The sequence below is a fragment of the Mycobacterium sp. NTMscope_MAC_12 genome (assembly GCF_976985675.1).
On record NZ_CDRJYY010000001.1, the window covers coordinates 3,884,840 to 3,908,151 of the forward strand.

General features: G+C 67.4%; 23 protein-coding genes. 10 read left to right on the forward strand and 13 right to left on the reverse strand.

Annotated features, from left to right (window positions below; genetic code table 11):
* Positions 1 to 22 precede the first annotated feature (22 nt).
* Positions 23 to 490 (forward strand): VOC family protein, encoded by a 468-nt coding sequence (locus tag AC0KS4_RS17845; RefSeq protein WP_238956567.1) that lies wholly within the window; start codon positions 23 to 25, stop codon positions 488 to 490.
* Between the two features lie 27 nt (positions 491 to 517).
* Here AC0KS4_RS17845 and nrdE read toward each other — a convergent pair whose 3' ends face one another.
* The 4 genes from nrdE to AC0KS4_RS17865 all read right to left on the reverse strand — a co-directional run bounded on the left by nrdE (position 518) and on the right by AC0KS4_RS17865 (position 4,483).
* Entirely contained in the window at positions 518 to 2,635 is a 2,118-nt protein-coding gene (gene nrdE / locus AC0KS4_RS17850; RefSeq protein ID WP_238957351.1) for a class 1b ribonucleoside-diphosphate reductase subunit alpha, read from the reverse strand.
* Between the two features lie 17 nt (positions 2,636 to 2,652).
* Positions 2,653 to 3,096, reverse strand: coding sequence for a class Ib ribonucleoside-diphosphate reductase assembly flavoprotein NrdI (gene nrdI / locus AC0KS4_RS17855; protein WP_225326510.1), 444 nt, complete (start codon positions 3,094 to 3,096; stop codon positions 2,653 to 2,655).
* A gap of 33 nt (positions 3,097 to 3,129) precedes the next feature.
* Entirely contained in the window at positions 3,130 to 3,369 is a 240-nt protein-coding gene (locus AC0KS4_RS17860; protein ID WP_064936759.1) for a redoxin NrdH, read from the reverse strand.
* Positions 3,370 to 3,895: 526 nt separating this feature from the next.
* Positions 3,896 to 4,483, reverse strand: coding sequence for an NAD(P)H-dependent oxidoreductase (locus AC0KS4_RS17865; RefSeq protein ID WP_225326509.1), 588 nt, complete (start codon positions 4,481 to 4,483; stop codon positions 3,896 to 3,898).
* A 59-nt stretch (positions 4,484 to 4,542) separates the two neighbouring features.
* On the opposite strand from AC0KS4_RS17865, the gene AC0KS4_RS17870 reads away from it, so the two are divergent.
* Both AC0KS4_RS17870 and AC0KS4_RS17875 read left to right on the forward strand, forming a co-directional pair.
* Positions 4,543 to 5,157, forward strand: a complete 615-nt coding sequence (locus AC0KS4_RS17870; protein ID WP_225326508.1) for a TetR/AcrR family transcriptional regulator — start codon at positions 4,543 to 4,545, stop codon at positions 5,155 to 5,157.
* Between the two features lie 8 nt (positions 5,158 to 5,165).
* Positions 5,166 to 6,209 (forward strand): DNA polymerase IV, encoded by a 1,044-nt coding sequence (locus AC0KS4_RS17875; RefSeq protein ID WP_238957352.1) that lies wholly within the window; start codon positions 5,166 to 5,168, stop codon positions 6,207 to 6,209.
* Here the strand turns inward: AC0KS4_RS17875 and AC0KS4_RS17880 are convergent.
* Both AC0KS4_RS17880 and AC0KS4_RS17885 read right to left on the reverse strand, forming a co-directional pair.
* Complete coding sequence (locus AC0KS4_RS17880) at positions 6,144 to 7,085, reverse strand: SDR family oxidoreductase (protein WP_225326507.1); 942 nt, start codon at positions 7,083 to 7,085, stop codon at positions 6,144 to 6,146. The two genes, AC0KS4_RS17875 and AC0KS4_RS17880, sit on opposite strands and share 66 nt — an antisense overlap.
* 38 nt (positions 7,086 to 7,123) lie before the next feature.
* Entirely contained in the window at positions 7,124 to 7,759 is a 636-nt protein-coding gene (locus tag AC0KS4_RS17885; RefSeq protein WP_225326506.1) for a TetR/AcrR family transcriptional regulator, read from the reverse strand.
* A 114-nt stretch (positions 7,760 to 7,873) separates the two neighbouring features.
* On the opposite strand from AC0KS4_RS17885, the gene AC0KS4_RS17890 reads away from it, so the two are divergent.
* Complete coding sequence (locus AC0KS4_RS17890; RefSeq protein WP_225326505.1) at positions 7,874 to 9,352, forward strand: cytochrome P450; 1,479 nt, start codon at positions 7,874 to 7,876, stop codon at positions 9,350 to 9,352.
* A 120-nt stretch (positions 9,353 to 9,472) separates the two neighbouring features.
* Here AC0KS4_RS17890 and AC0KS4_RS17895 read toward each other — a convergent pair whose 3' ends face one another.
* On the reverse strand, positions 9,473 to 9,967 hold the full coding sequence (locus tag AC0KS4_RS17895) for a 2-isopropylmalate synthase (RefSeq protein WP_225326504.1): 495 nt from the start codon (positions 9,965 to 9,967) through the stop codon (positions 9,473 to 9,475).
* Between the two features lie 295 nt (positions 9,968 to 10,262).
* On the opposite strand from AC0KS4_RS17895, the gene AC0KS4_RS17900 reads away from it, so the two are divergent.
* Both AC0KS4_RS17900 and AC0KS4_RS17905 read left to right on the forward strand, forming a co-directional pair.
* Positions 10,263 to 10,451 carry a hypothetical protein gene (locus AC0KS4_RS17900; RefSeq protein WP_225326503.1) on the forward strand — a complete coding sequence of 63 codons (189 nt, stop codon included), beginning with the start codon at positions 10,263 to 10,265 and terminating at the stop codon, positions 10,449 to 10,451.
* 369 nt (positions 10,452 to 10,820) lie between these two features.
* Positions 10,821 to 11,027, forward strand: a complete 207-nt coding sequence (locus AC0KS4_RS17905) for a hypothetical protein (RefSeq protein ID WP_225326502.1) — start codon at positions 10,821 to 10,823, stop codon at positions 11,025 to 11,027.
* Between the two features lie 49 nt (positions 11,028 to 11,076).
* Here the strand turns inward: AC0KS4_RS17905 and AC0KS4_RS17910 are convergent, their stop codons facing one another.
* The 3 genes from AC0KS4_RS17910 to AC0KS4_RS17920 all read right to left on the reverse strand — a co-directional run bounded on the left by AC0KS4_RS17910 (position 11,077) and on the right by AC0KS4_RS17920 (position 14,869).
* Positions 11,077 to 12,069, reverse strand: coding sequence for a sensor histidine kinase (locus AC0KS4_RS17910; protein ID WP_225324343.1), 993 nt, complete (start codon positions 12,067 to 12,069; stop codon positions 11,077 to 11,079).
* Between the two features lie 133 nt (positions 12,070 to 12,202).
* The gene (locus AC0KS4_RS17915) at positions 12,203 to 13,657 is read right to left on the reverse strand and encodes a FadR/GntR family transcriptional regulator (RefSeq protein WP_238956568.1); all 1,455 of its coding nucleotides are present in this window, start codon (positions 13,655 to 13,657) and stop codon (positions 12,203 to 12,205) included.
* 18 nt (positions 13,658 to 13,675) lie between these two features.
* Positions 13,676 to 14,869: a thiolase family protein gene (locus AC0KS4_RS17920; protein WP_238956569.1), complete on the reverse strand. Its 1,194-nt coding sequence runs from the start codon at positions 14,867 to 14,869 to the stop codon at positions 13,676 to 13,678.
* Positions 14,870 to 14,931: 62 nt separating this feature from the next.
* On the opposite strand from AC0KS4_RS17920, the gene AC0KS4_RS17925 reads away from it, so the two are divergent.
* Entirely contained in the window at positions 14,932 to 15,267 is a 336-nt protein-coding gene (locus AC0KS4_RS17925) for a Zn-ribbon domain-containing OB-fold protein (protein ID WP_238956570.1), read from the forward strand.
* 12 nt (positions 15,268 to 15,279) lie between these two features.
* On the opposite strand, the gene AC0KS4_RS17930 is transcribed toward AC0KS4_RS17925, so the two are convergent.
* Complete coding sequence (locus AC0KS4_RS17930) at positions 15,280 to 17,457, reverse strand: acyl-CoA dehydrogenase (RefSeq protein WP_238956571.1); 2,178 nt, start codon at positions 17,455 to 17,457, stop codon at positions 15,280 to 15,282.
* Positions 17,458 to 17,624: 167 nt separating this feature from the next.
* Positions 17,625 to 18,392 carry an SDR family NAD(P)-dependent oxidoreductase gene (locus tag AC0KS4_RS17935; protein WP_225326497.1) on the reverse strand — a complete coding sequence of 256 codons (768 nt, stop codon included), beginning with the start codon at positions 18,390 to 18,392 and terminating at the stop codon, positions 17,625 to 17,627.
* Positions 18,393 to 18,505: 113 nt separating this feature from the next.
* On the opposite strand from AC0KS4_RS17935, the gene AC0KS4_RS17940 reads away from it, so the two are divergent.
* The 3 genes from AC0KS4_RS17940 to AC0KS4_RS17950 all read left to right on the forward strand — a co-directional run bounded on the left by AC0KS4_RS17940 (position 18,506) and on the right by AC0KS4_RS17950 (position 22,309).
* On the forward strand, positions 18,506 to 20,035 hold the full coding sequence (locus AC0KS4_RS17940) for an ATP-dependent DNA ligase (protein ID WP_225326496.1): 1,530 nt from the start codon (positions 18,506 to 18,508) through the stop codon (positions 20,033 to 20,035).
* Between the two features lie 70 nt (positions 20,036 to 20,105).
* Positions 20,106 to 21,632: an Hsp70 family protein gene (locus AC0KS4_RS17945; RefSeq protein ID WP_472408521.1), complete on the forward strand. Its 1,527-nt coding sequence runs from the start codon at positions 20,106 to 20,108 to the stop codon at positions 21,630 to 21,632.
* A gap of 14 nt (positions 21,633 to 21,646) precedes the next feature.
* Positions 21,647 to 22,309, forward strand: a complete 663-nt coding sequence (locus AC0KS4_RS17950; protein ID WP_472408546.1) for a nitroreductase family protein — start codon at positions 21,647 to 21,649, stop codon at positions 22,307 to 22,309.
* 3 nt (positions 22,310 to 22,312) lie between these two features.
* Here the strand turns inward: AC0KS4_RS17950 and AC0KS4_RS17955 are convergent, their stop codons facing one another.
* On the reverse strand, positions 22,313 to 23,278 hold the full coding sequence (locus tag AC0KS4_RS17955) for an LLM class F420-dependent oxidoreductase (RefSeq protein WP_225326494.1): 966 nt from the start codon (positions 23,276 to 23,278) through the stop codon (positions 22,313 to 22,315).
* Between the last annotated feature and the right edge of the window lie 34 nt (positions 23,279 to 23,312).

Consider the following 23,312-nt stretch of genomic DNA (forward strand, 5'->3'; position numbering starts at 1 on the left):
GAATCTAGCCAAGCTGGTTGCCATGACTGAGCAACCGATTCCCGAGGGCTACACGAGTTTGACCCCGTTCTTGGTCGTCGATGGCGCCGAAGCCGCCATCAACTTTTACGTCGACGTCTTCGGTGCGACACTCGTCGAGAAGATGGCCGGGCCGAATGACACGATCGCGCACGCGGAGCTGGACTTCGGCCACGGCAGGTTGCAACTGGCCGATCCCAACCCCGGCTATCACCTCGAAGCCCCCGGCCGGACAGAATCGGTGACCCATTCGATGGCGTTGTACTGCACCGACGTCGACGACGTGTTGGCGCGGGCCCAGAGGGCGGGCGCGACGGTACGCGAGGCGGCCCAGACCTTCGTCACCGGCGACCGGTTCGGCTCAATCGTCGACCCCTTCGGGCACCGCTGGTCGATCATGACGAGGGTCGAAGACATCGATGCCGCCGAGCGCGAACACCGGCTTGCCGGCTGGGGCGCCGACAACCTCTAAAGCACTCCCCGAGAGTGCGTCGGTGCCCTACAGCATGCAGGACACGCAGCCCTCGACCTCTGTTCCCTCCAACGCCAGCTGGCGCAAGCGGATGTAGTACAGCGTCTTGATTCCCTTGCGCCAGGCGTAGATCTGCGCCTTGTTCACGTCGCGGGTGGTGGCGGTGTCCTTGAAGAACAGCGTCAGCGACAGTCCCTGATCCACGTGCTGCGTCGCCGCGGCGTAGGTGTCGATGATCTTCTCGTAGCCGATCTCGTAGGCGTCCTGGTAGTACTCCAGGTTGTCGTTGGTCAGATACGGCGCCGGGTAGTAGACGCGGCCGATCTTGCCTTCCTTGCGGATCTCGATCTTGCTCGCCACCGGATGGATCGAGCTGGTCGAGTGGTTGATGTAGCTGATCGACCCCGTCGGCGGGACGGCCTGCAGGTTCTGGTTGTAGATGCCGTGCGTCTGCACCGACTCCTTCAGCCGCCGCCAATCGTCTTGCGTCGGAATGCGAATGCCCGCCTCGGCGAAGATCTTCCGGACCCGCGGGGTGGCCGGCTCCCACACCTGTTCGGTGTACTTGTCGAAGAACTCACCCGAGGCGTACTTCGACTTCTCGAAGCCACCGAACTTGCTTCCCCGTTCGATCGCAATGCGATTCGACGCGCGCAGCGCGTGGTAGAGCACGGTGTAGAAGTAGATGTTGGTGAAGTCGACGCCCTCTTCTGAGCCATAGTGGATGCGCTCGCGGGCCAGGTAGCCGTGCAGGTTCATCTGGCCGAGCCCGATTGCGTGGGACTCGTTGTTGCCCTGCTCGATTGAGGGCACCGAGGTGATGTGCGTCTGATCGCTCACCGCCGTCAGCGCGCGGATCGCCACCTCGATGGTCTGCGCGAAGTCGGGCGAGTCCATCGTCTTGGCGATGTTCAGCGACCCCAGGTTGCACGAAATGTCCTTGCCCACTTTGGCATACGACAAGTCGTCGTTGAACACCGACGGCGTGGAGACCTGCAGGATCTCCGAGCACAGGTTCGAGTGGGTGATCTTGCCGTCGATCGGGTTGGCCCGGTTCACCGTGTCCTCGAACATGATGTACGGGTAGCCGGATTCGAACTGCAGCTCGGCCAGCGTCTGGAAGAACTCGCGCGCTTTGATTTTGGTCTTGCGAATGCGGGCATCGTCGACCATCTCGTAGTACTTCTCGGTGACCGAGATGTCGGCGAACGGCAGACCGTAGACACGCTCGACGTCATACGGCGAGAACAGGTACATGTCCTCGTTCTTCTTGGCCAGCTCGAAGGTGATGTCCGGGATCACCACGCCCAGGCTCAGCGTCTTGATGCGGATCTTCTCGTCGGCGTTCTCGCGCTTGGTGTCCAGGAACCGGTAGATGTCCGGGTGGTGCGCGTGCAGGTACACCGCGCCCGCGCCCTGGCGGGCACCGAGCTGGTTGGCGTAGGAGAACGAGTCCTCGAGCAGCTTCATGATCGGGATGACGCCCGAGGACTGGTTCTCGATGTTCTTGATCGGGGCGCCGTGCTCGCGAATGTTGCTCAGCAGCAACGCAACTCCCCCGCCACGCTTGGACAGCTGCAGCGCGGAGTTGATCGATCGCCCGATGGACTCCATGTTGTCTTCGATGCGCAGCAGAAAGCAGCTCACCGGTTCCCCGCGCTGCTTTTTGCCCGAGTTCAAAAACGTCGGGGTGGCCGGCTGGAAACGGCCGTCGATGATCTCGTCGACGAGCTTTTCGGCCAGGATGGTGTCACCGGAGGCCAGCGTCAGCGCCACCATGACGACGCGGTCCTCGAAGCGCTCGAGGTAACGCTTCCCGTCGAACGTCTTCAGTGTGTAGGAGGTGTAGTACTTGAACGCCCCCAGGAACGTCGGGAAACGGAACTTCTTGGCGTAGGCCCGGTCCAGCAGCGTCTTGACGAAGTTGCGACTGTACTGGTCGAGGACCTCGCGCTCGTAATAGTTCTCCTTGATCAGGTAGTCGAGCTTCTCGTCCTGATTGTGGAAGAACACCGTGTTCTGGTTGACGTGCTGCAGGAAGTACTGGTGCGCGGCCTCGCGGTCCTTGTCGAACTGGATCTTGCCGTCCGCGTCGTACAGATTCAGCATCGCGTTGAGCGCGTGATAGTCCGTCTCCCCCGGCAACGCGTGGGCTCCGGTGGTTACAGGCTCTGCAGCGACGGTTGTTGACACGTCTGTTCCTTCCAGAAATCGGCTAAGCCCGCGCGGACGGCATCCACGTCGTCCTGGGTTCCCATTAGTTCGAAGCGGTAGAGGTACGGAACGCCGCACTTGCGCGAGATCACGTCACCCGCGTAGGCGAATTCGGCGCCGAAGTTGTTGTTGCCCGCGGCGATGACGCCGCGGATCAACGAACGGTTGTGTTCATTGTTCAAAAAGGCGATGACCTGTTTGGGGACATAGCCGCCGGCGTTGAGGTCAGGAGTCGCCCGGCCGCCGCCGTAGGTGGGCAGCACCAGGACGTAGGGCTGGTCCACCTCGATACGGCCGTGCAGCGGTATCCGCGTGGCGGGAATCCCCAGCTTCTCCACGAAGCGGTGGGTGTTCTCCGACACGGAGGAGAAATAGACCAGGTTGCGCCCCATGGGTGCCGCAACCTCCTTACCTAACGTCTTGCCTTACGCGCTGAGTTCCACCGCGGCGAGCGCCTTGATGCGATCGGGCCGGAATCCCGACCAGTGGTCGTTGCCCGCCACCACGACGGGAGCCTGCAGGTAGCCCAGCGCCATCACGTAATCACGCGCCTCGGAGTCCAACGTGATGTCGACCTTGTCGTAGACGATGCCCTGCTTGTCCAGCGCCTTGTAGGTGGCGCTGCACTGCACGCATGCCGGCTTGGTGTACACGGTGATGCTCATAGAATGCCGCTCCTTTGCGGAAGAGGGGGACCCAATGGACTGGCAACTACTTTTGGACTGCGTCTTTGCTAGGTTCAGCGATCCGGCAGGCGCCCAGATTCCCGTCGTGCGGCGACCAGTGCCGAAGACCTGTCTTCGACCACTTCGCGCCGATTTCGGGGGTTCACCGAGCCTGGCTGGCTTGGCGATCCTGGGATCCGCCGGTGCATCGAAACACTACACCTAGTGGCTGACAAGATGTCGAGATACAAGATGTTCTGAATAACATTTCTGAAATTCCCTGGTCGTAAGGCCTGTGTCGAACAAATTCAGACACCCGCCCCGGCGTGTCGCAGATCACACGCCGAGACGAAGGCGCCTCCGTGTATGGGTATAGCAGCGGCCACCGACAACCCGGTTTCGCCCCGCCGCCCGCGGCGCGCACACCGACAGCTAGCAAAGCCGCCAGACGACGCTGGCGGCTTTGGCTATTCGGCAACGACAACCTCGCTGGTCGCCTCCCGGCCGGCTTGTCGACTTCGGCCAATCAGCCGGCTTCGGCGGCGAGCTTGCCCACCACATCGCGCACGTTCGCCGAGAGCTCGGCATCCTCGGCGGGGGCCCTGCCTTCCAGCGTGGTGAACGGCACGGACAGTTTGATCGACTCGACGACCCGCGCGCCGGCGATGCCGAAGGACTTGCGGGTCTCGTCGTGCGCCCACACCCCGCCGTACCGGCCGAAGGATCCCCCGATGACCGCCAGCGGCTTGCCTTTCAGCGCGCCGTCGCCAAAGGGGCGCGACAGCCAGTCGATCGCGTTCTTGACGACCGCCGGAATGCTGCCGTTGTACTCGGGGGTGACCACCAGAGCGGCGTCGGCGTCGGCCGCCGCGGCGCGCAACGCGGCCACCGGAGCCAGCGGCGGCGCGTCGGCGTTCATCGCGTCGTCGATCTCCTCGTTGTAGAACGGCAGGTCACCGAGCCCTTCGAAGAGCGTGACGGTGACGCCGTCGGTGGCGACGGCCCGCGCCAATTCGGCGATCTGACGGTTGATCGACGCCGCCCGCAGGCTTCCCACTAACGCCAAGATTGTGATTGCCACTTCTCGCAGTTCCCTTCGGTCGTTGGTATACATCCTCCCACGACCTAAACGGACTGTGGTCCGATTTATTCCGTGAGCGTTAAAGTGCAGGGGTGAGCGACGTCGAACGGTCGGGCGAGCTGCCCGTGTGCATCCCGCAGCTGCCGGCGCGGGAGCGCGGCGACGCCGTGCGCAACCGCGCGCTGCTGCTGGATGCGGCGCGCCGCCTGGTCGCCGAGCGCGGGGCCGACGCCGTCACCATGGACGACGTCGCCGCGGCCGCCGGCGTCGGCAAGGGCACGCTGTTCCGCCGGTTCGGCAGCCGGGCCGGCCTGATGATGGTGCTGCTCGACGAGGACGAACGGGCCAGCCAGGAGGCGTTCCTGTTCGGTCCGCCGCCGCTGGGGCCGGATGCCCCGCCGTTGGATCGGCTCGTGGCCTTCGGCCGGGAACGGATGTGCTTCGCCCACACCCACCGCGCGCTGCTGTCCGCGGCCAACCGCGACCCGCGGACTCGTCACGCGCCGGCGGCCGCCGTCCTGCGCAGGCACGTGCGCGTGGTGCTGGCCTCGGCGAAGACCACCGGCGACCTCGATGCCCAGACCGACGCATTGCTCGCGTTGCTGGACGTGGATTACGTCGAGCATCAGCTGACCGAGCGCGGTCACACCCTGGCGACGTTGGGCGACGCGTGGGAAAGCCTGGCGCGCAAGCTCTGCGGGCGGTGAACGCCGGAATGCCCACCGCGGCACGGGATTGGGTCCTGCACGTGGACCTCGATCAGTTCCTGGCCTCGGTCGAGTTGCGCCGTCGCCCCGAGCTGGCCGGGCTGCCCGTCATCGTCGGCGGCAACGGCGATCCGAGCGAACCGCGCAAGGTCGTCACCTGCGCCTCCTACGAGGCCCGGGAATTCGGTGTCCGCGCGGGCATGCCGCTACGCGCCGCCGCCCGCCGCTGCCCCGAGGCGACCTTCCTCCCCTCGGACCCCGCCGCGTACGACGCGGCATCGGGGCAAGTGATGGGCCTGCTGCGGGATCTGGGACATCCGGTGGAGGTGTGGGGCTGGGACGAGGCCTACGTCGCGGTCCACGCCGAGGACCCCACCGAGGCGGCACAACGCATCCGCAGCGTCATCTCCTCGGAAACCGGGCTGTCCTGCTCGGTGGGCATCAGCGACAACAAGCAGCGCGCCAAGGTCGCCACCGGTTTTGCCAAGCCGGACGGCATCTTCGTGCTCACCGATGCGAATTGGATGACGCTGATGGCCGACCGTCCGGTCGACGCGCTGTGGGGCGTGGGTCCCAAGACGGCGAAAAAGCTTGCGGACCTTGAGATCACGACGGTGTGGCAACTGGCCGGCAGCGACGCCGAGTTGTTGACGGCCACGTTCGGGGCGCGCACCGGGCTGTGGCTGCTCCTGCTGGGCAAGGGCGGCGGCGACAGCCACGTCAGCGCCGAGCCGTGGGTGCCGCGCTCGCGCAGCCACGTCGTCACCTTTCCCCGCGACCTCACCGATCGCGCCGAAATGGACGCGGCCGTAACGGGTTTGGCCGAGCAAGCGCTGGACGACGTGCTGGCCGAAGCGCGGGTGGTGACGCGGGTGGCGGTTACCGTGCGGACCGCAACCTTCTACACCCGCACCAAGATTCGCAAACTCGACGCGCCCACCACCGATCGCGACACGATCGTCGCCGCGGCGTTGCGCGTCCTGGATTTATTCTCCCTCGACCGGCCGGTCCGCTTGCTCGGGGTGCGGCTGGAGTTGCTCATGCCGGACTAGCGGCGCCGGGTTGGGCGGGGCGGGCCGCAGCGCGCGGGTGAAGATCACGTTCACCTGGCGCATCGCGACGCTATAGGGCCACCACGCAAGCCTTTTGAACGCGTAGAGCGCCCGGATGTCGGCCGAGGTGTAGATCAGGTATCGGTTCTTGGTGACCCCGGCCAGGATCTTCTCGGCGGCCTTCTCCGGCGACACGGCGTGGCCGGCGAATCGCCGTATCCAGCGGGCGACGTTGGGGTCCTCGCGGTCCACGCCGGCGATCTCCACGGTCCCTACCAGCGGCGTGTTCACCGCGCCGGGAACCACGACCGACACCCCGATGCGGTGGCGGGCCAGGTCGAAGCGCAGCACCTCCGAGACGCCGCGCAGTCCGTACTTGCTGGCGCTGTAGGCGGCGTGCCAGGGCAAAGCGACCAGCCCGGCCGCCGAGGACACGTTGACCAGATGGCCGCCCCGCTTGGCCGCCACCATCGGCGGCACGAAGGTCTCGATGACGTGGATCGGACCCATCAGGTTGATGGCGACCATCTTGCTCCACTGCTGGTGGGTCAGCCGGTCGACGGTGCCCCAGGCTGATACGCCGGCGATGTTGAGCACCAGGTCCATGGGCGGATGCGCGGCGTGGATGTCCGCGCCGAACGCGGCCACCTGGTCGTAGTCGGCGATGTCCAGCGACCGATGCTCGGGGACCTCCGCGCCCAGGGCGCGGGCGTCGGCCACGGTCAATTCCAGACCCTCGGAGTCGCGGTCGGTCAGATAGAGCTCGGCGCCATGGGCGGCGAGCCGCAACGCCGTGGCGCGGCCGATGCCGCTGGCCGCCCCGGTGACAAAGCACCGCTTCCCCGCGAAATACCGCCCGGATGCCTTCTTCGCCATGGCGCTAGACGATACCGCCGGTACCACCCAGACCGGCTCTAGGGACGACCGGCCCACAGCGCGTGCAGCCACAACTGCTCGAGCACGCGTACCCGTCGGTCACGATCGCTGTCGGATCCGGTCAGAATCGGGTCGCCGGTCAACACCAGCGCGGTGGTACCGGTCAGGGTGCGGATCAGCGTCGGAAGATCGTCGCTGATCGGTCGGGCGGTCCCGGCCTTCATCTCGGCCTCGACGATGGCGACGATCTGCGCCAGCACCACCTCGAATTGCTGGTCGAGCAGATCGCGGATCTCGACGTCGGTGTGGCGGGCCTCGTTGCAGGCGGTCACCACCGGATCGTTGTGCTCGTAGACGGCGGCGGCGCTGCCGACCATCCGTTTGGCGAACTCCTCGGGCGACTCGCCCGCCTGGCGCGGCGCGAAGTACTGCGTGAGTTCCTCGAGCTCTTCGGTGGCCTCGGCCATCAGCTGTGCCAGCACCGCGTACTTGGAGTCGAAATAGAAGTAGAAGCCGGATCGGGCCACCCCGGCCCGCAGGCTGATCGTGCTGACCGACAACTCGGCGAACGGCTTTTCCTGCAGCAGTTCGCGCACGGCCTCCACGATCGCCTGGCGTTGCTTGTCGCCACGCCGACGTGCGCCCGGCTCCGGATTGGCGGGGTGGCTGCTCACTCCCTGACCTTGCACCACGCCGCGTAAAAAGCAAACTTGACAGCCGTCAAGTTTTTCAGCGAAGGTATTAAACAGTGACCGCTGTCACCCCGAGGGCACGCTAAAGGAGCGTCTATGACCGCCACCATCAGCACTCCGCACTACCTGCTGGATCAGGCGCGGCGCCGATTCACCCCGACGCTCAACACCATCCCGGGCATGGGGGCGATCGAGAAGCGTCTGCTCGCCCACGAATGGGACACCAAAGTCCTGGCGGAACCGCCCGCCGGCAGCGACCTCAAGCCCGTGATGGGCGATGCCGGGCTCCCGATCCTCGGCCACATCATCGAACTGTTCCGCGGCGGCCCGGACTATGCGTTGTACCTCTACCGCAACAAGGGTCCGCTGATCTACCTGGACTCGCCGATCATGCCCGCGGTCACGGCGCTGGGGCCCGACGCCACCCAGGCCGTGTTCTCCAACCGCAACAAGGACTTCTCGCAGAAGGGTTGGCACCCGGTGATCGGGCCGTTCTTCAACCGCGGGCTGATGATGCTGGACTTCGACGAGCACATGTACCACCGGCGGATCATGCAGGAGGCGTTCACCCGTAGCCGCCTGACCGGTTACGTCGAGCACATCGACCGCGTCGCGACCGACATCGTCGCCAGCTGGCCGACCAACGATGCGCGATTCCTGTTCCACCCGGCGATGAAGGAACTCACCCTCGACATCGCGTCCTTGGTGTTCATGGGGCACGAGCCGGGGTCCGACCACGACCTCGTCACCAAGGTCAACCAGGCGTTCACCACCACGACCCGGGCCGGTGGGGCGATCATCCGGCAGCCGATCCCGCCGTTCAAGTGGTGGCGCGGTCTGCGCGCCCGCCAGCTGCTCGAGGACTACTTCAATGAGCGCGTCAAGGAGCGCCGCAACGCCACCGGCAACGACATGCTCACGGTGTTGTGCCACACCGAGGACGACGACGGCAACAGCTTCACCGACGAAGACATCGTCAACCACATGATCTTCTTGATGATGGCCGCCCACGACACCTCCACGTCGACGACCACCACGATGGTCTACAACATGGCCGCCAACCCGGAGTGGCAGGAGCGGGCGCGCGAGGAGTCGGCCCGGCTTGGTGACGGGCCACTCGACATCGAGTCGCTGGAGAAGCTGGAAACGCTCGAACTGATCATGAACGAGTCGCTGCGCATGGTGACGCCACTGCCGTTCAACATGCGGATGGCGGTGCGCGACACCGAGCTGCTGGGCCATTACATCCCGGCCGGAACCAACATCACCATCTGGCCCGGCATGAATCACCGGCTGCCCGAATTGTGGACGGAGCCAGACAAATTCGATCCCGAGCGGTTCGCCGAGCCACGCTCGGAGCACAAGAATCACCGCTACGCCTTCGCGCCGTTCGGCGGCGGTGCGCACAAGTGCATCGGCATGGTGTTCGGTCAGCTGGAGGTCAAGACCGTGGTGCACCGGCTGCTGCGCCGCTACCGCGTCGAGCTGGCCCGGCCGGGTTACCAGCCGCGCTGGGACTACGGCGGCATGCCGATTCCGATGGACGGCATGCCGATCGTGCTGCGCCCGCTGTAGAACGTCCTCGACGGCGTGCCACCTTCACCGCCGTCGCGGTAGAGGCCGGGTTTCATTTGCGCTACCACCGGCGCTAGCGCAAATGAAACTCCCCTAGTTGGTTGCGCGGCACGCGCGGCATCAGTCGACCGCGAGCAACCGGTTGGCGCAGGCGATGACCGCGCGCAGCGCCGACTGCGTCGGATCGTCCGAGAGGCCCATCGCCCACTCGGCGCGGGCACCGTTGCTGCCGCGGATGAAAGTGGCTGTGCCGGTGGGTGATTGCATCTGATGGAACTTCACGATTTCGACGGTGACTCCGCGCTCGTGCAGCATCGCGGTCAGGGCCGCAATCGGGCCGCCGGCGGCGGCGGTTGCCGTGCTGATGCGATCGCCCAGGGCGATCACCGCCCGGAAGTTGCGCGCCTGCGGGCCAGGTCTCGAGGCGTCGGTGCACTCCCATTGGCCTAGCCGCAGGGGTCCGGTGCCGCGTCCGTAGGCCGCGACGAATGCCTCCCAGGGCATGGCATCGGCCTGCTCTCGCAGACCGCGGGGCAACGAGACGCCGAAGCGATTGCCAAACCACGCGGTGGCCCGGTCGAGATGTTGGAGCTGATTCCGCTCGGGAAAAGTCATGGTGCCGGTCTTCTCTAGTCAGCTGGTGCGACCGACGGCAGTAGCTTCCGACCTACAGCGGGGGGTCGGTCCGGTTCAGACCCCGCTGCGGGTGCTAGCTACTACGAAACGCGCGAGAAGACGCATGAGCGACGACAATAGACCCCTTCGCGCCGCTCCTGCAACTCCCATACGACCGTACAAAAAAATATAGAAAATAGATCGGATTTTTTGGTTTACGTGCGTACAACAACGGTTATTGAACACGTGTGGTGCAGACATCGGGCCATGCGCCCCTCACACGAAAGGCACGATCATGAAGGCGGAAGGCACCAAGAAGACCCTCAAAACTGCCGTCGCGGCCGTCGGGCTGGCCGCGGTGTTAGCCGTACCGGGATGCGCGACGACGGTCACCGGCGGCGCCGGAGGCTCGGGCCTCATCGGCGGAGCCGGCGGGTCCGGTGTGGGCGGCATCGGCGGACTCATAGGAAGCCTCGGCCTTTAAGCCTTTTGACAAGCGGCCCCGCTGGGCCGCTGCATTGTCGGCGGCATCCAGCGGTCGCTTGCATTTCGTCCGGATATCCCGGATGACACACTAATTCGCGACCGACTTCGTACTACTCGCACGTCACAACTGCGACGCGAATTAATGGCGTCCAATCGACATATTCTGCCATTAATCGATGGCGGTCGCGGTGTGGCTTCGCCCCCAATGACGTTGTGGCGCTGCGCTATTGACATGATCCCGGGCACCATAGCCGGGACCTTTCTACGAAACAAATTAACTCTTTACGTACGTCTAATAACCGTTATAACATCCGTTCTGCAGCGCGGTGTACGCGCCGTCACACCTCCCGCGAGAAAGGATCCCGTTGTGAACTCAATGAAGACAAAGAAGGCCATTAAAGCCGCCGCGGCGACCGCCGGATTTGTCGTGGTGTTGTTCGCGCCTACCGGGTGCTTGGTGACGGGGACCACCGCCGGGGTCGGCGGCGGCACTACCGGCGGCACGCTCGGCGGCACCCTCGGAGGAACGGTCGGCGGGATCATCGGCGGGATCACCGGGGGCCTCGGCCTGTAACCGATGACGACAAGCGACCCGCTGGATCCCCTTGCCGGCGGGTCGCTTGTTACCCCGCCGGACTGGCCGCCGACTCGAAGCGCAGATACGCCTGAATCGTCGTACCGGTCCTCGTGGTGTGCGTGCGCACCAAATCCGAAATGGCGTTGACCAAGTACAGGCCGCGGCTGGCGGGGCCGCACGGACCCGGGTCGAGGCGGCCCACCAGCGGATCGTCGAGCTGTCCGGTGTCGCGGGCCTCGCACACCAGATATCCGTCGTCTTTCCAGAAGGCCAACCGGCAGGCGCCCCCGGTGTACATCAGGCTATTGGTGGCCAACTCGGTGGCGACCAACTGCAGATCCTCGATGCACTCCTGGGAAAGCCCCATCCACCCCGCATAGTCGACGGCGAACGAGCGGGCGGGCCGAAGATCCGCTGACTTCCTCACCATGTAGGTGACGGCGCCGGGATTCGCGGCCAACGGCTGGTTGCAACGCTGCAGCACTTCGTTCGGCGCGTAGTCCGGGCTGCGGTGCAGCGCACCGCTTTTCCACAACAACGGGTGCGTCGCCCGCGCATCCATCAGGACTTGGTCGCCGATCGCGCTCGCGTCGTAGAGGCACAGACTTGTCGCCGGGTATGCGTCCATCGCCGTGTTGACCAGCGCTTCGTGCTCGATGCAGGCGACGAACTCCTCCTCGGTGCGGCCCGGCCACGCGAGCTGGCTGACGATCCGCACCCGCCGATCCGGGTGCTCGTCGATGAACGCGCCCTCCATCGCCATGAACCGGCTCGGGTTCCGGGCGGCCTCGGTGACGTCGGTCATATACACGTCGGCGGGCAACGCCTCGCCGTCGTACAACTCGCCCTGCAGCAGGGCCAGGGTCTCGGGAGGCACGGCGAGCAGCACCGCCTCGCCTGACGCCAAACCGTCGCCGACGAAGCGGCCCACCAAGTCCAAAAACTCCTGCTGAGAGTGATAAATCAGTGCGGAGTGGACGAAACCGTATTGTCTGGTTTCGGTATCCGCCGTCACTTCAGCGCTCTCGCTTTCGATCACTTGCGCCAACCCCCTGCTGGATCGGCTGTCGCCCATCCCCCCTTCCAGTACCCAAGACGGGCCTTCGCTATGCCGCGCAACAGATCACATTTGCGCGCACACCCGCGGGGGGGGGCGACATCGGGCGGCGCGATCACAGCCACCAGGAGGCGGCGGCATCGAGGTGACGGCGGAGGCGATAGCAGGCGACGCTCTCGTCGGCGGCCTCCACCGCCTCGACAATGCGCAAGTGAGCGTGGTGCACGGCCAGCACGTCCGACCAGGTGGGCAGCGCCTGCCCGGTGCTCGACCAATGCCGGCGGAACAACTCGACGATGATCCGGAGGAACAGGTCGAGCAGCGCGTTGCCGGCTAGCTGCGCCAACCCGACGTGAAAATTGAACTCCTCCGCGATCGCCCGCCGGACGTCGTCAGGCGTCGGCTGCGCGGCGTCCGGCAGCCGTGACCGATGCGTGGCGAGGAATGCCGCCACCTCGGGCTCGTCGAGCCGCTTGGCGACCTTGGCGACGTTGTCGATCTCGATGGCGTCGCGGACGCCCCGTAGGTCTTCGCGGCTCGGGTCGCGGTACTGCAGGTACAAAGCGATCGTGTCGATGCTGGCCTGGGCAGCGGGTTCGGCGATGACGAGTCCGCCGCCGGGTCCGCGGCGCATGTGGGCGATCGAGTGGTATTCGAGCAGGCGCACCGCCTCGCGGAACACCGCGCGGCTCACCCGGTAGCGCTCCAGCAGGGCCGCCTCGGTGCCGAAGACCGACCCGACGTGCCAGCCGCTGGCGGCGATGTCGTCGCCGATGGTGACGGCCAGCATCTCGGCCAGCTTGCCGCGGGGCACCTCGGAATCGAGACGCCGCCGCCTACGCCCGCGGACCCTGTCGCCGGGATGGTGCCGTTGCAGCCAGCCCGTCACCGCCTCGACGTGTCGCTCGGACAGCGTCTTGGCGCGCGCGGAATCACCGGCCGTGACGGCGGCGACGATCTTGGAGTGGTGGGCGTGCAGGTGTTCGACCGCCTCGATGGCCTCGGTCGCCGAGTCCGTTCGCGACGCCAGCGCGTAGCGCGTGGTGAGCCGCATCAGGACGTCGATAAACAGTTGCAGCACGGGATTTTTCGATTGCTCGGCCAGCGCGATGTGGAACTCGTCGCGCGGCGCCGGCAAGCCCGGCTTCCACTTTTCCTCGGCGTCTAACACGGCCCGCAGCCGGGCGATGCCGGCTTCGTCGATGCGCTCGGCGGCGAGCGAGGCCGCCAACGGCTCGAGCACCAGTCGCGCGTTGAGCAGACCGCCCAGCGTCGTGCCCAGATATTCGAGATAGATGACGACGGCGCGGGTGGCGGGCCCGGCGTCGGGCTCACAGATGTACAGCCCGCCGTTGGGGCCGCGCCGCATCCGTGCGACCTGGTGGTGCTCGACCAGGCGAACGGCCTCGCGCAGCACCGATCGGCTCACGCCGAAGCGTTGTTGCAGGGCGAGTTCGGATCCCAGCGATTCGCCGACGGCCCAGCCGCGGCGGACGATGTCCGCCTCGATGTCGCGGGCGAGGATCGACGCCAGTTTGTCGGCCTGGCCGGCCTTCAGGTCCTCACTCATTTGAGCTCAATCACACGCTCAACAGGTGAGCAGCATGCACCCCGCGACGGGCCCACCGCCGACGGAAACGACGCCGACCTCCGGGCGGCGGGCGACCTGCCGCTCCCCCGCGTCGCCGCGCAGTTGCAGGCACCCCTCGTGCAACGCCCAGTAGCCGTGCATGCGCCCCGCCGAGAGTTGGCCGCCGTAGGTGTTCAGCGGCAGCATGCCGTCGCGGGCGATCCGCGCGCCGCCTTCGACGAAGGGCCCGGCCTCGCCGTCCCCACACACACCGAGGGCTTCCAGCCACGCCAGCGTGAGATAGGTGAATCCGTCGTACAACTGGGCGATGTCGAGATCGGCGGGCCGCAGCTGCGTCCGCGACCACATCTGCGCCGTGGCGTCCGACATCGCCATCTTCGGGTAATCGTCGCGGTGAAACCAGCCACCGGCGCCGTCGGATCCGCCGATCGCCTCCACCCGCACCGCGCGGTGCGGACAGTCGGCGCCGTACTCCGCGTGGGACACCACCACCGCGATCGAGCCGTCGATCGGGACGTCGCAGTCCAGCAGCCCCAGCGGGGTGGAGACCGGCCGCGCCCCCAGGTAGTCGGCCATCGTCATCGGGTCGCGGTACACCGCAAGGGGATTCAGCGCGGCGTTGCGCCTGCCGTTGAGGGCCACCCACCCGAGCTGCTCCTTGGTGGTCCCGTACAGCTCCATGTGGCGACGGCAATTGAGCGCCAGCCAGTTGGCGGCCGAATAGGCCTGCGCCGCAACCAGATCGTTGACGTCGTCCATCGCGCCGACGGCGGGCTTCGGCTCGCCTTCGGGTGTCTCGAACATCCGCGCCAAGGGAGGGGCGGGAGCGTTCTTCTCCTGCTTGACCGGGACGGTGCCGCCGAGCATTTGAATCGTCCGGTACACCACCACGTGCCGGGCGCGGCGTTCGGCGACCGCGCGGCAGGCCGACATCACGGGCGACAGCAGTCCGCCGGTGCCGAACCCGGACCCGCAATCCGCTGCCTCGATCCGCAGTTGGGCGTTGACGTCCTCAGCGGGTGTGTCGCCCAGCGTGGCGATGCCGTCGATGTCGGTCGCGGTTAATCCCGCGTCCTCGATGGCCGCGCGCACCGCCTCCATGGTCAGCTCCAGGCCCGGAGTGCCGGTGCGACGGCCGATCCGCGAGATCCCGATGCCGGACAAGATCGCGTCTTTTTCGAAATGCGTCATGTACACCGCCCGTCAGACCACACCGTCGCCGCGTCGAATCAATTGAGTGTACTGTATTCGTCGTGTCAGACGGGGCGCTGCTCATCGAGTACTGCGACGACTGCGCGCGCTGGGTCCATCCGGCGAGCGGCGAATGCCGCGAGTGCGGGGCCTCGTTGGTCGCGCGCGCGGTGTCCGGGCGCGGCACGGTGTTCACCTACACGGTCAACCACCACCCGTACAACCCGGAGATCCCCACCCCCTACGTCATCGCCATCGTGGAGCTGGCCGAACAGAGTGGCCTGCGGGTGGCGGCCAATATCGTTGGCTGCGAACCCGATTCGGTGACCTGCGGGATGCCGGTCGCCCTCCGGGCGGAGCGGAGCGGCGCCGGTGCGCCGCAGTTCGCGCCGGTTTGATATCAGCGCAGGCTAGTTGATCAGCGGGTCGCGCGGCATGCCGAGGATCCGCTCGGCGATCTGATTGCGGGTCACCTCCGAGGTGCCGCCGGCGATCGCCATGCCGCGGGCTCCCATCATGAGCCGGCCGGCCAGGGCGCCGGGCCCGTCGAGCAGTGTGACCTCGGGACCCAGTAGCGCCGCCATGATCGCGGCGCCTTCCACCATGTGCTCGGCCAGCTTCAGCTTGGTGACGTTGCCCTCGGGGCCCGGGCCCGTCCCCTCGACGCTGCGCGCGGCGCGCCGTAGGTTCAGCAGGCGCAGCGCGGTCTCGCCGGCGAGATAGTTCCCGACCCGAACGTGCCCGCCCGCCAACCGATCCGGTCGTTCCTGGGTCAGCTGCACCAGTTGCGCGGCCAGCCCCTCGTAGAACGACCCGCTGCCACCGATGCTGACCCGCTCGTTGCCCAGCGTGGCGCGGGCGACCGTCCAGCCGGAGTTGGGCTCCCCGACAACGTCCTCGTCGGGCACGAACAGGTCATTGAAGAAGACCTCGTTGAAGTCCGAGCCACCGGTGATCTGTCGCAGCGGCCGCACCTCCACCTCGGGCGCTTTCATGTCGACGATCACCGTGGTGATGCCGGCGTGCTTGGGGGCGTCGGGGTCGGTGCGCACGGTGGCCAGGCCGCGCGCGCAGTAGTGCGCACCGCTGGTCCACACCTTCTGGCCGTTGATCTTCCAGCCACCGTCGACCCGAGTGGCGCGCGTCTTGATGGACGCCGCGTCCGAGCCGGCGTCGGGCTCGGAGAACAGCTGGCACCAGATTTCGTCCTTGCGCAGCGCCTTCTCCACGAATCGTTCGATCTGCCAAGGCGTTCCGTGCTGGATGAGGGTCAGGATCACCCAGCCGGTGATTCCGTAGTCGGGCCGCTTGATACCGGCCGCGCGGAACTCCTCCTCGATGACCAGTTGCTCGACGGCGTCGGCCGCGCGTCCCCATGGCTTGGGCCAGTGCGGCATCACGTAGCCGGTCTCGATCAGCTTGTCGCGCTGGGCGTCCTTGTCCAGGGCGGCGATCTCGGCGGCGTCGGCGCGCACGCCGGCGCGGAGCTCTTCGGCTTCAGGCGGCAGGTCGAGGCTGTTTTCGCGGACGGCGCCGGCGGCGGTGCGCTCGAAGACGTCGGCCGCCGGCGCGTCACCACCGAACAGCGCCGTGGTCACGACGGCACGCCGCAGGTGCAGGTGCGCGTCGTGTTCCCAGGTGAAGCCGATGCCGCCGTGCACCTGGATGTTGAGTTCGGCGTTGCGGACGTAAGCCGGGAACGCCAGCGCCGCGGCCGTCGCGGCGATCAGGCGGAACTGCGTTTCGTCCTCCGAGGTGTCCTCGCCGGCCGCGCGGGCGGCGTCCCAGACGGCGGCGATCCCGGACTCCGCACCGACCAGCATGTTGGCGCAGTGATGTTTGACCGCTTGGAATGTGGCGATGGTGCGCCCGAATTGCTGGCGCACCTTGGCGTAGTCGACGGCCGCATCGACGCAGTCGGACGCACCGCCCACCGCCTCGGCGGCCAGCAGGGTTCGCGCCCGGGCCAGCGCCGATTGCCGCGCTCCCGACAAGATGTCGCCGTCGGCCACCCGCACGTCCTGCAGGCGAACCCGCCCGGATCGCCGTGTCGGATCGAAGTTTTCCGGCACCTCGACCGAAACGCCGTCGCGGTCGCGCTCGAGCACGAGCACGTCGTCGCCGGCGGCGATCATCAGCAGCTCGGCGAGCCCGGCTCCCAACACGATTCCGGCCTCACCGGTCGCGACGCCGTTGTCGATCCGCACCTCGCCGCTTAGGCCAACGCCCGCGGTGACCGTTCCGTCGATCAGGCCGGGCAGGAGTCGCGACTTCTGTTCGGCCGCACCGTCTTTGGCGATCACCGCCGACGCGATCACCGTCGGCACGAAGGGCCCGGGCGCTACCGCGCGACCGAGTTCTTCGATCACCACCACCAGTTCGGGCAGCCCGTAGCCGGAGCCGCCGTACTCTTCGTCGACGTGCAGGCCGAGCCAGCCCAATTCGACCAGGTTCTGCCAGAATCCGGGCCGGGGCTCGTCGGTGGCGTCGAGCAGCGACCGCGCCGCCCAGCGCGCCTTCTGCGCGGTCAAGAACCCGCGAGCCACCTCGGCGAGTTCACGATGGTCGTCGGTTAATGCGATACCCATGAGGGCCCTCCTCGCGCCGCATGCCAGCCGGGTGATTGCCCCGCTCCCCCTCGGACCGCTGCGCGGCCCCGCGGAGCTGAAGCTGGGTGCCTGCCCCGCTTCGAGGGGAAGCGGGGCGGCTGGCTAAAGAGTGTACTTAATGCGGGGAGGGCCCCGGCGGGGGGCGTCTACTTGGGCGCGAACCGCTGCCCGGCGTCCAGCCGCAGGCACTGGCCGTTGAGCATCGGGTTGTCCACGATGGCGGCCACCAGCTTGGCGTACTCCTCGGGACGGCCCAGACGCTTCGGGAAGGCCGCGTCCTTGGTCAGCGCCGCCGCGAATTCATCCGGGATGCCCTGGGTCAGGCCCGTCGCGAACAGGCTCGGGGCGATCCCCAGCACCCGGATGCCCACCGAACCCAGGTCACGGGCCATGGTCAGGCACATGCCGGCGATCCCCGCCTTGGCGGCGGTGTAGGCGACCTGCCCGATCTGGCCTTCGAAGGCCGCGATCGACGCGGTGTTGATGATGACGCCGCGCTCCCCGGTGTCGGGGTCTTCGGGCTCGTTCTTCGCCATGTGCGCGGCGGCCAGCCGGCTGATGTTGAAGGTGGCGATGAGGTTGAGGTCGATCACCGACTGGAAGGATTCGAGGTCGTGCGGGCCGGACTTGGTCAGCGTCCGCTTGGCGATACCGCCACCGGCGGTGGTGATCACGACATGCAGCCCGCCGAGCTTGTCGACCGCGGACTGCAGGGTCTCCTCGGTGCCGGTGAAGTCGGTGACGTCGACGGGGTAGAAGGTGCCGCCGATGCCGTCGGCCACCGTCTTACCGTCGGAGCCTTCGCGGTCGAGCACCGCGACATCCGCGCCGCGATCGTGCAGCAGCTCGGCGCTGGCCCGACCCATTCCCGACGCGCCGCCGATGACGACGACCTTCTTCCCTTTGATCTCCATCCGGACCTCCCATTTGTAGGCTTGTCAGAATCCATGCAATCTGTAACGTTACGTAGGCACGCTAGCGTGTCCGCTCCGGACGCTTGTCACCGAGCCATGCCAAGCTGGCAACCGTGCTCCTCCTCGACGTGGCTAAGGCGTCAACCGACGTCGGAAGCACGTCGTCGCGGCTGAGAAAAGTCGCCCATATCGCCGACCTGCTGGCGCGGGCCGCACCCGATGCCGCCCTGGTCGCGATTGTCGTGTCCTGGCTGTCCGGCGAGTTGCGGCAACGCCAGATCGGGGTCGGTTGGGCGGCGTTGCGTTCGCGCCCGCCGCCGGCCGGTATCGCCACGCTGACCGTGTGCGGCGTCGACGCCACCTTCTCCGAGATCGGCGTCGTGTCCGGCAAGGGCGCGCAGGCCCGCCGGGCCGCGCTCCTGGCCGCGTTGTTCGCCGCCGCCACCGAAACCGAGCAGACGTTCCTGCTGCGGCTGCTCGGCGGCGAACTGCGCCAGGGCGCGCTGGCCGGAATCATGGCCGACGCCGTGGCCAAGGCCGCCGGGCTCCCCGCCCCCGCGGTGCAGCGGGCCGCGATGCTGGGCGGCGACCTGCCCGCGGTCGCCGCGGCGGCCCTGTCCGGCGAACCCGCCGCCTTGGAGGCCTTCACCCTGCGGGTCGGCCGGCCGGTCGGCCCCATGCTGGCGCAGACCACGCCGAGCGTGGCCGAGGCGATCGAACGCCACGGCGGGCGGGCGATTTTCGAAGCCAAGCTGGACGGGGCGCGAGTACAGATTCACCGCGCGGGCGACCAGGTCACCGTCTACACCCGAAGCCTCGACGATGTCACCGCCCGGCTTCCCGAGGTGGTAGAGGCGACGCTGGTGCTGCCGGTGGACGACCTCATCGCCGACGGCGAGGCGATCGCGCTGCGGCCGGACAACCGGCCGCAGCGCTTCCAGGTCACCGCCTCTCGGTTCGGCCGCTCGGTCGATGTCGCCGCGGCCGTTGCCGCGCAACCACTTTCGGTGTTCTTTTTCGACATCCTGCACCGCGACGGCGTTGACCTGCTCGACGCGCCGACCACCGACCGGCTGGCCGCCCTCGACGCGCTGGTGCCGCCCGCGCAGCGGGTCGATCGGCTGCTCACGTCCGACCCCGTGGAGGCGGGCGCCTTCCTGGACGCGACGCTGGCCGCCGGCCACGAAGGCGTGATGGCCAAGGCGCCGGACGCTCCGTATCAGGCCGGTCGCCGCGGGGCGGGCTGGCTGAAGGTCAAGCCGGTGCACACCCTGGACCTGGTGGTGCTCGCCGTGGAGTGGGGGTCGGGGCGCCGCCGCGGCAAGCTCTCCAATATCCATCTGGGCGCCCGCGACCCGGCCACGGGCGAATTCATCATGGTGGGAAAGACTTTCAAGGGCATGACCGACGCCATGCTGGACTGGCAGACGACCCGGTTCAGCGAACTGGCGATCGGCGGGACGGACGGCTACGTCGTGCACGTAAGACCCGAGCAGGTGGTCGAGGTGGCCATGGACGGCGTGCAGAAATCGTCGCGCTACCCCGGTGGGCTGGCGCTGCGGTTCGCCCGCGTGGTGCGGTACCGCGACGACAAGGGCCCCGCCGAGGCCGACACCATCGACGCCGTGCGCGCGCTGTACTAGATCACGGGCGCCGGACGCGCCGAACGAAAAGGTCGTGCCCAAGCCCGCGGCGCGGTTCTAAACTTGCGCGATGAGAGTCGGCATCGACTTTGGCACCACCCACACCGTCGTCGCGGCCGTCGACCGAGGCAACTATCCCGTCGTCTCCTTCGACGGCGTGGACGCGTGGCCGTCGATCATCGCGGCAAATGCCGACGGCGAGTTGCGCTACGGCGCCGACGCCGCCGCCGTCCGGCACGATCCGGGGTGGTCGGTGCTGCGCTCGTTCAAGCGTCTGCTCAACGACGCCGGCCCGCAGACCGAGGTCAACCTGGCCGGCCGCGACTACCGCCTCGCCGATCTGCTCACCGGCTTCCTGGCCCAACTCAAAACCGACCTGCAGCGGCACTCCAACGCCACCCTGTCCACCGGCGAACCGATCGAAGCCGCGATCAGCGTGCCGGCCAACGCCTCGAGCGCCCAGCGCCTCCTCACCCTGGATGCCTACGTCGCCGCGGGCTTCCGCGTCGTCGCCCTGCTCAACGAGCCGTCCGCGGCCAGCCTGGAATACGCCCATCGGTACCGCTCCACCATCACCGCCAAACGCGAACACGTCCTCATCTACGACCTCGGCGGCGGCACGTTCGACGCCTCGCTGCTCAAGATGACCGGGCACGCGAACGAGGTCGTCATCAGCGAGGGCATCCAGCGCCTGGGCGGCGACGACTTCGACGAGGCGATCGTCGAGCTGGTGCTGGCCGGCGCCGGCCTGCCCAGCATCGACGCCGCCACACGCGACCTGCTCGCCGAGGAATGCGCCACCCGCAAGGAGGCGGTCGGGCCGCAGACGCGACGCTTCCTGGTGGACCTCTCCCCCGTCGATCGTCCCCCGTTCTCCTGCCCCATCGACGACGTCTACACGGTGTGTGCGCCGCTGGTCGATCAGACGATGGAGCTGCTCGACCGGGTCCTGCGTGACCCGGCCGGCGGCCGCAAGGACGTGGACCTCTCGGAGGTGGCGGGCATCTACGTCGTCGGGGGCGCGGGCGGTTTCCCGCTGGTGTCGCGGATGCTGCGCAACACTTTCGGCGAGAAGCGGGTCAAGCGCTCCCCGCACCCCTTCGCCGCCACGGCCATCGGCCTTGCCGTCTTCCTCGACAAGGAATCGGGTTTCGCGCTCTCCGAACGCTTTTCGAGAAACTTCGGCGTCTTCCGGGAGGCCGAAGCCGGCGCCGGGGTCGTCTTCGACCCGATCGTGTCCAAGGACGTCTCGCTCCCGGACGACGGCCGATCCCCGCTGGTGGTGAAGCGCAGATATCGCGCGGCGCACAACATCGGGCACTTCCGGTTCGTGGAATGCAGCCGCCTGGTCAACGGGCGGCCCGACGGCGACGTCACGCCGTATGACCCGGTGCTGTTTCCGTTCGACCCGGCCCTGCACGACCGGGATGACCTCGGGCGTCAGCCGGTCGGCCGCTGGGCGGAAGGGCGGGACGGCCCCGACGTCGAGGAGCGCTACGTCATCGCCCCCAGCGGGGCGGTAGAAGTGACGCTGACGACGCAGCCGGCCGGGTTCGAGCGCACCTTCCGCCTGGAGCGGTGCGCGTCGGGGAGTTGATGAGCCACCCCGGCATGCACCTGTACGACGTGATGCGAACGACGTTCGCCGCAAGGGAATTCACCGACGATCCGTTGCCCGACGAGGTGCTGCAGCGCATCTTCGACAACGCCCGCTTCGCTCCCAGCGGCGGCAACCGGCAGGGCGCCCACGTCACCGTGGTCCGTGACGCGACGGTACGGCGCCGGCTGGCCGAACTCGGGATGCCCGCCGCACGCCGTTACTTCGCGCAGCTGCAGGCGGGGGAAAACCCCTGGAACTCAATCCATCCCAGCGGCGTGCCGCAAGACGTCATCGACGAGACTCAGATCCCCGACACGTTCGTCGCGCCGATCGCGAAAGCGCCTGTCGTCCTGGTGGTTTCGGTGGATCTGACCGTCGTCGCCGCCCTCGATCAAGGCCTGGACCGCGTGGGCATCGCCGGCGGGGCCTCGGTTTATCCCCTGATTTGGAACATCTTGCTTGCCGCGCGCAGCGAGGGCTACTGCGGCACCATCACGACGATGGCCATCGCGGCCGAAGACGACGTCCGCGGGCTGCTGGGGATCCCCGATCAACACGCGGTCGCCGCGGTGGTGCCGCTCGGCAAACCGGTCCGGCAGCTGAGGAAGCTGCGGCGCCGGCCGGTCGTGGAGTTCATCACCCGTGATCGATTCGACGGCCCGCCGTTCGACTGAGGTTCAGCCGGTTTCGCCGCGCAGCTCGGGCAACACGGCTTGCTGCCATGCCGCGAAGAACCCGTCCATGTCGGGACCGATCTGCTGCACGTAGATCTCGTCGATGTCGGCGTCGATGTACTGGCGCACCTGCGCGATGTGCTTCTCGGGATCCGGGCCGCAGGCGACGCTCTCGGCGACCGTCTCCGGTGGCACCAGCGACATGAGGGCGGCAAAATCCTTGGGCCGCGGCAGGATCTGGGAGGTCTGGCCGGGCAACCCCTCATTGCCCCACAACCGATGCGCCGTCTTCAGCGCGGCATCGGGGTCATGATCCCAGCAGACCTTGGTGCCCGCCTGCACCGGCTTGTCGCCGCCGCCGGCCTCCCGGAATTGCTTGACCAGCTCGCCGTCGGGCATGGCGATGCTGTACCCGTCGCCGATGCGCGCGGCCAGCTCCACGGCCTGGGGCCCGAACGCGGAGACGTAGATCGGTACCGGCTGCTCGGGCCTCGTATAGACCCGCGCTTCCTGCACCTCGTAATGCTTTCCGTGGTGACTCACCTCGCCACCCTGGTGCAGCTTGCGGATGACGTCGACCGCCTCCTCCAGCATCTCGAGGCGCACACCGGCGGACGGCCATGGATCGCCCAGAATGTGCTCGTTGAGGGCCTCACCGCTGCCCACTCCCAGCACGAAGCGCCCTTCGAGTTGCACCGCCGCGGTCGCCGACGCCTGCGCAATGATCGCCGGGTGGATCCGCACGGTCGGGCAGGTGACGGCGGTGCTGACGGGAAGCGACGTCGCCTCCGACAGGGCACCGATCACTCCCCACACGAACGGGCTTTGGCCCTGCTCGTCGTTCCAGGGGTGATAGTGGTCAGAGATCCACAGCGCGTCGAAGCCGGCGTCCTCGGCACGCTTGGCCTGGTCGATGAGCTCCTTGGGGCCGAATTGCTCGCAGCTGAGAAAGTATCCGATCGTGGTCATGGCGCCCGGCTACCCGCTAAACGCCCGCTTATGC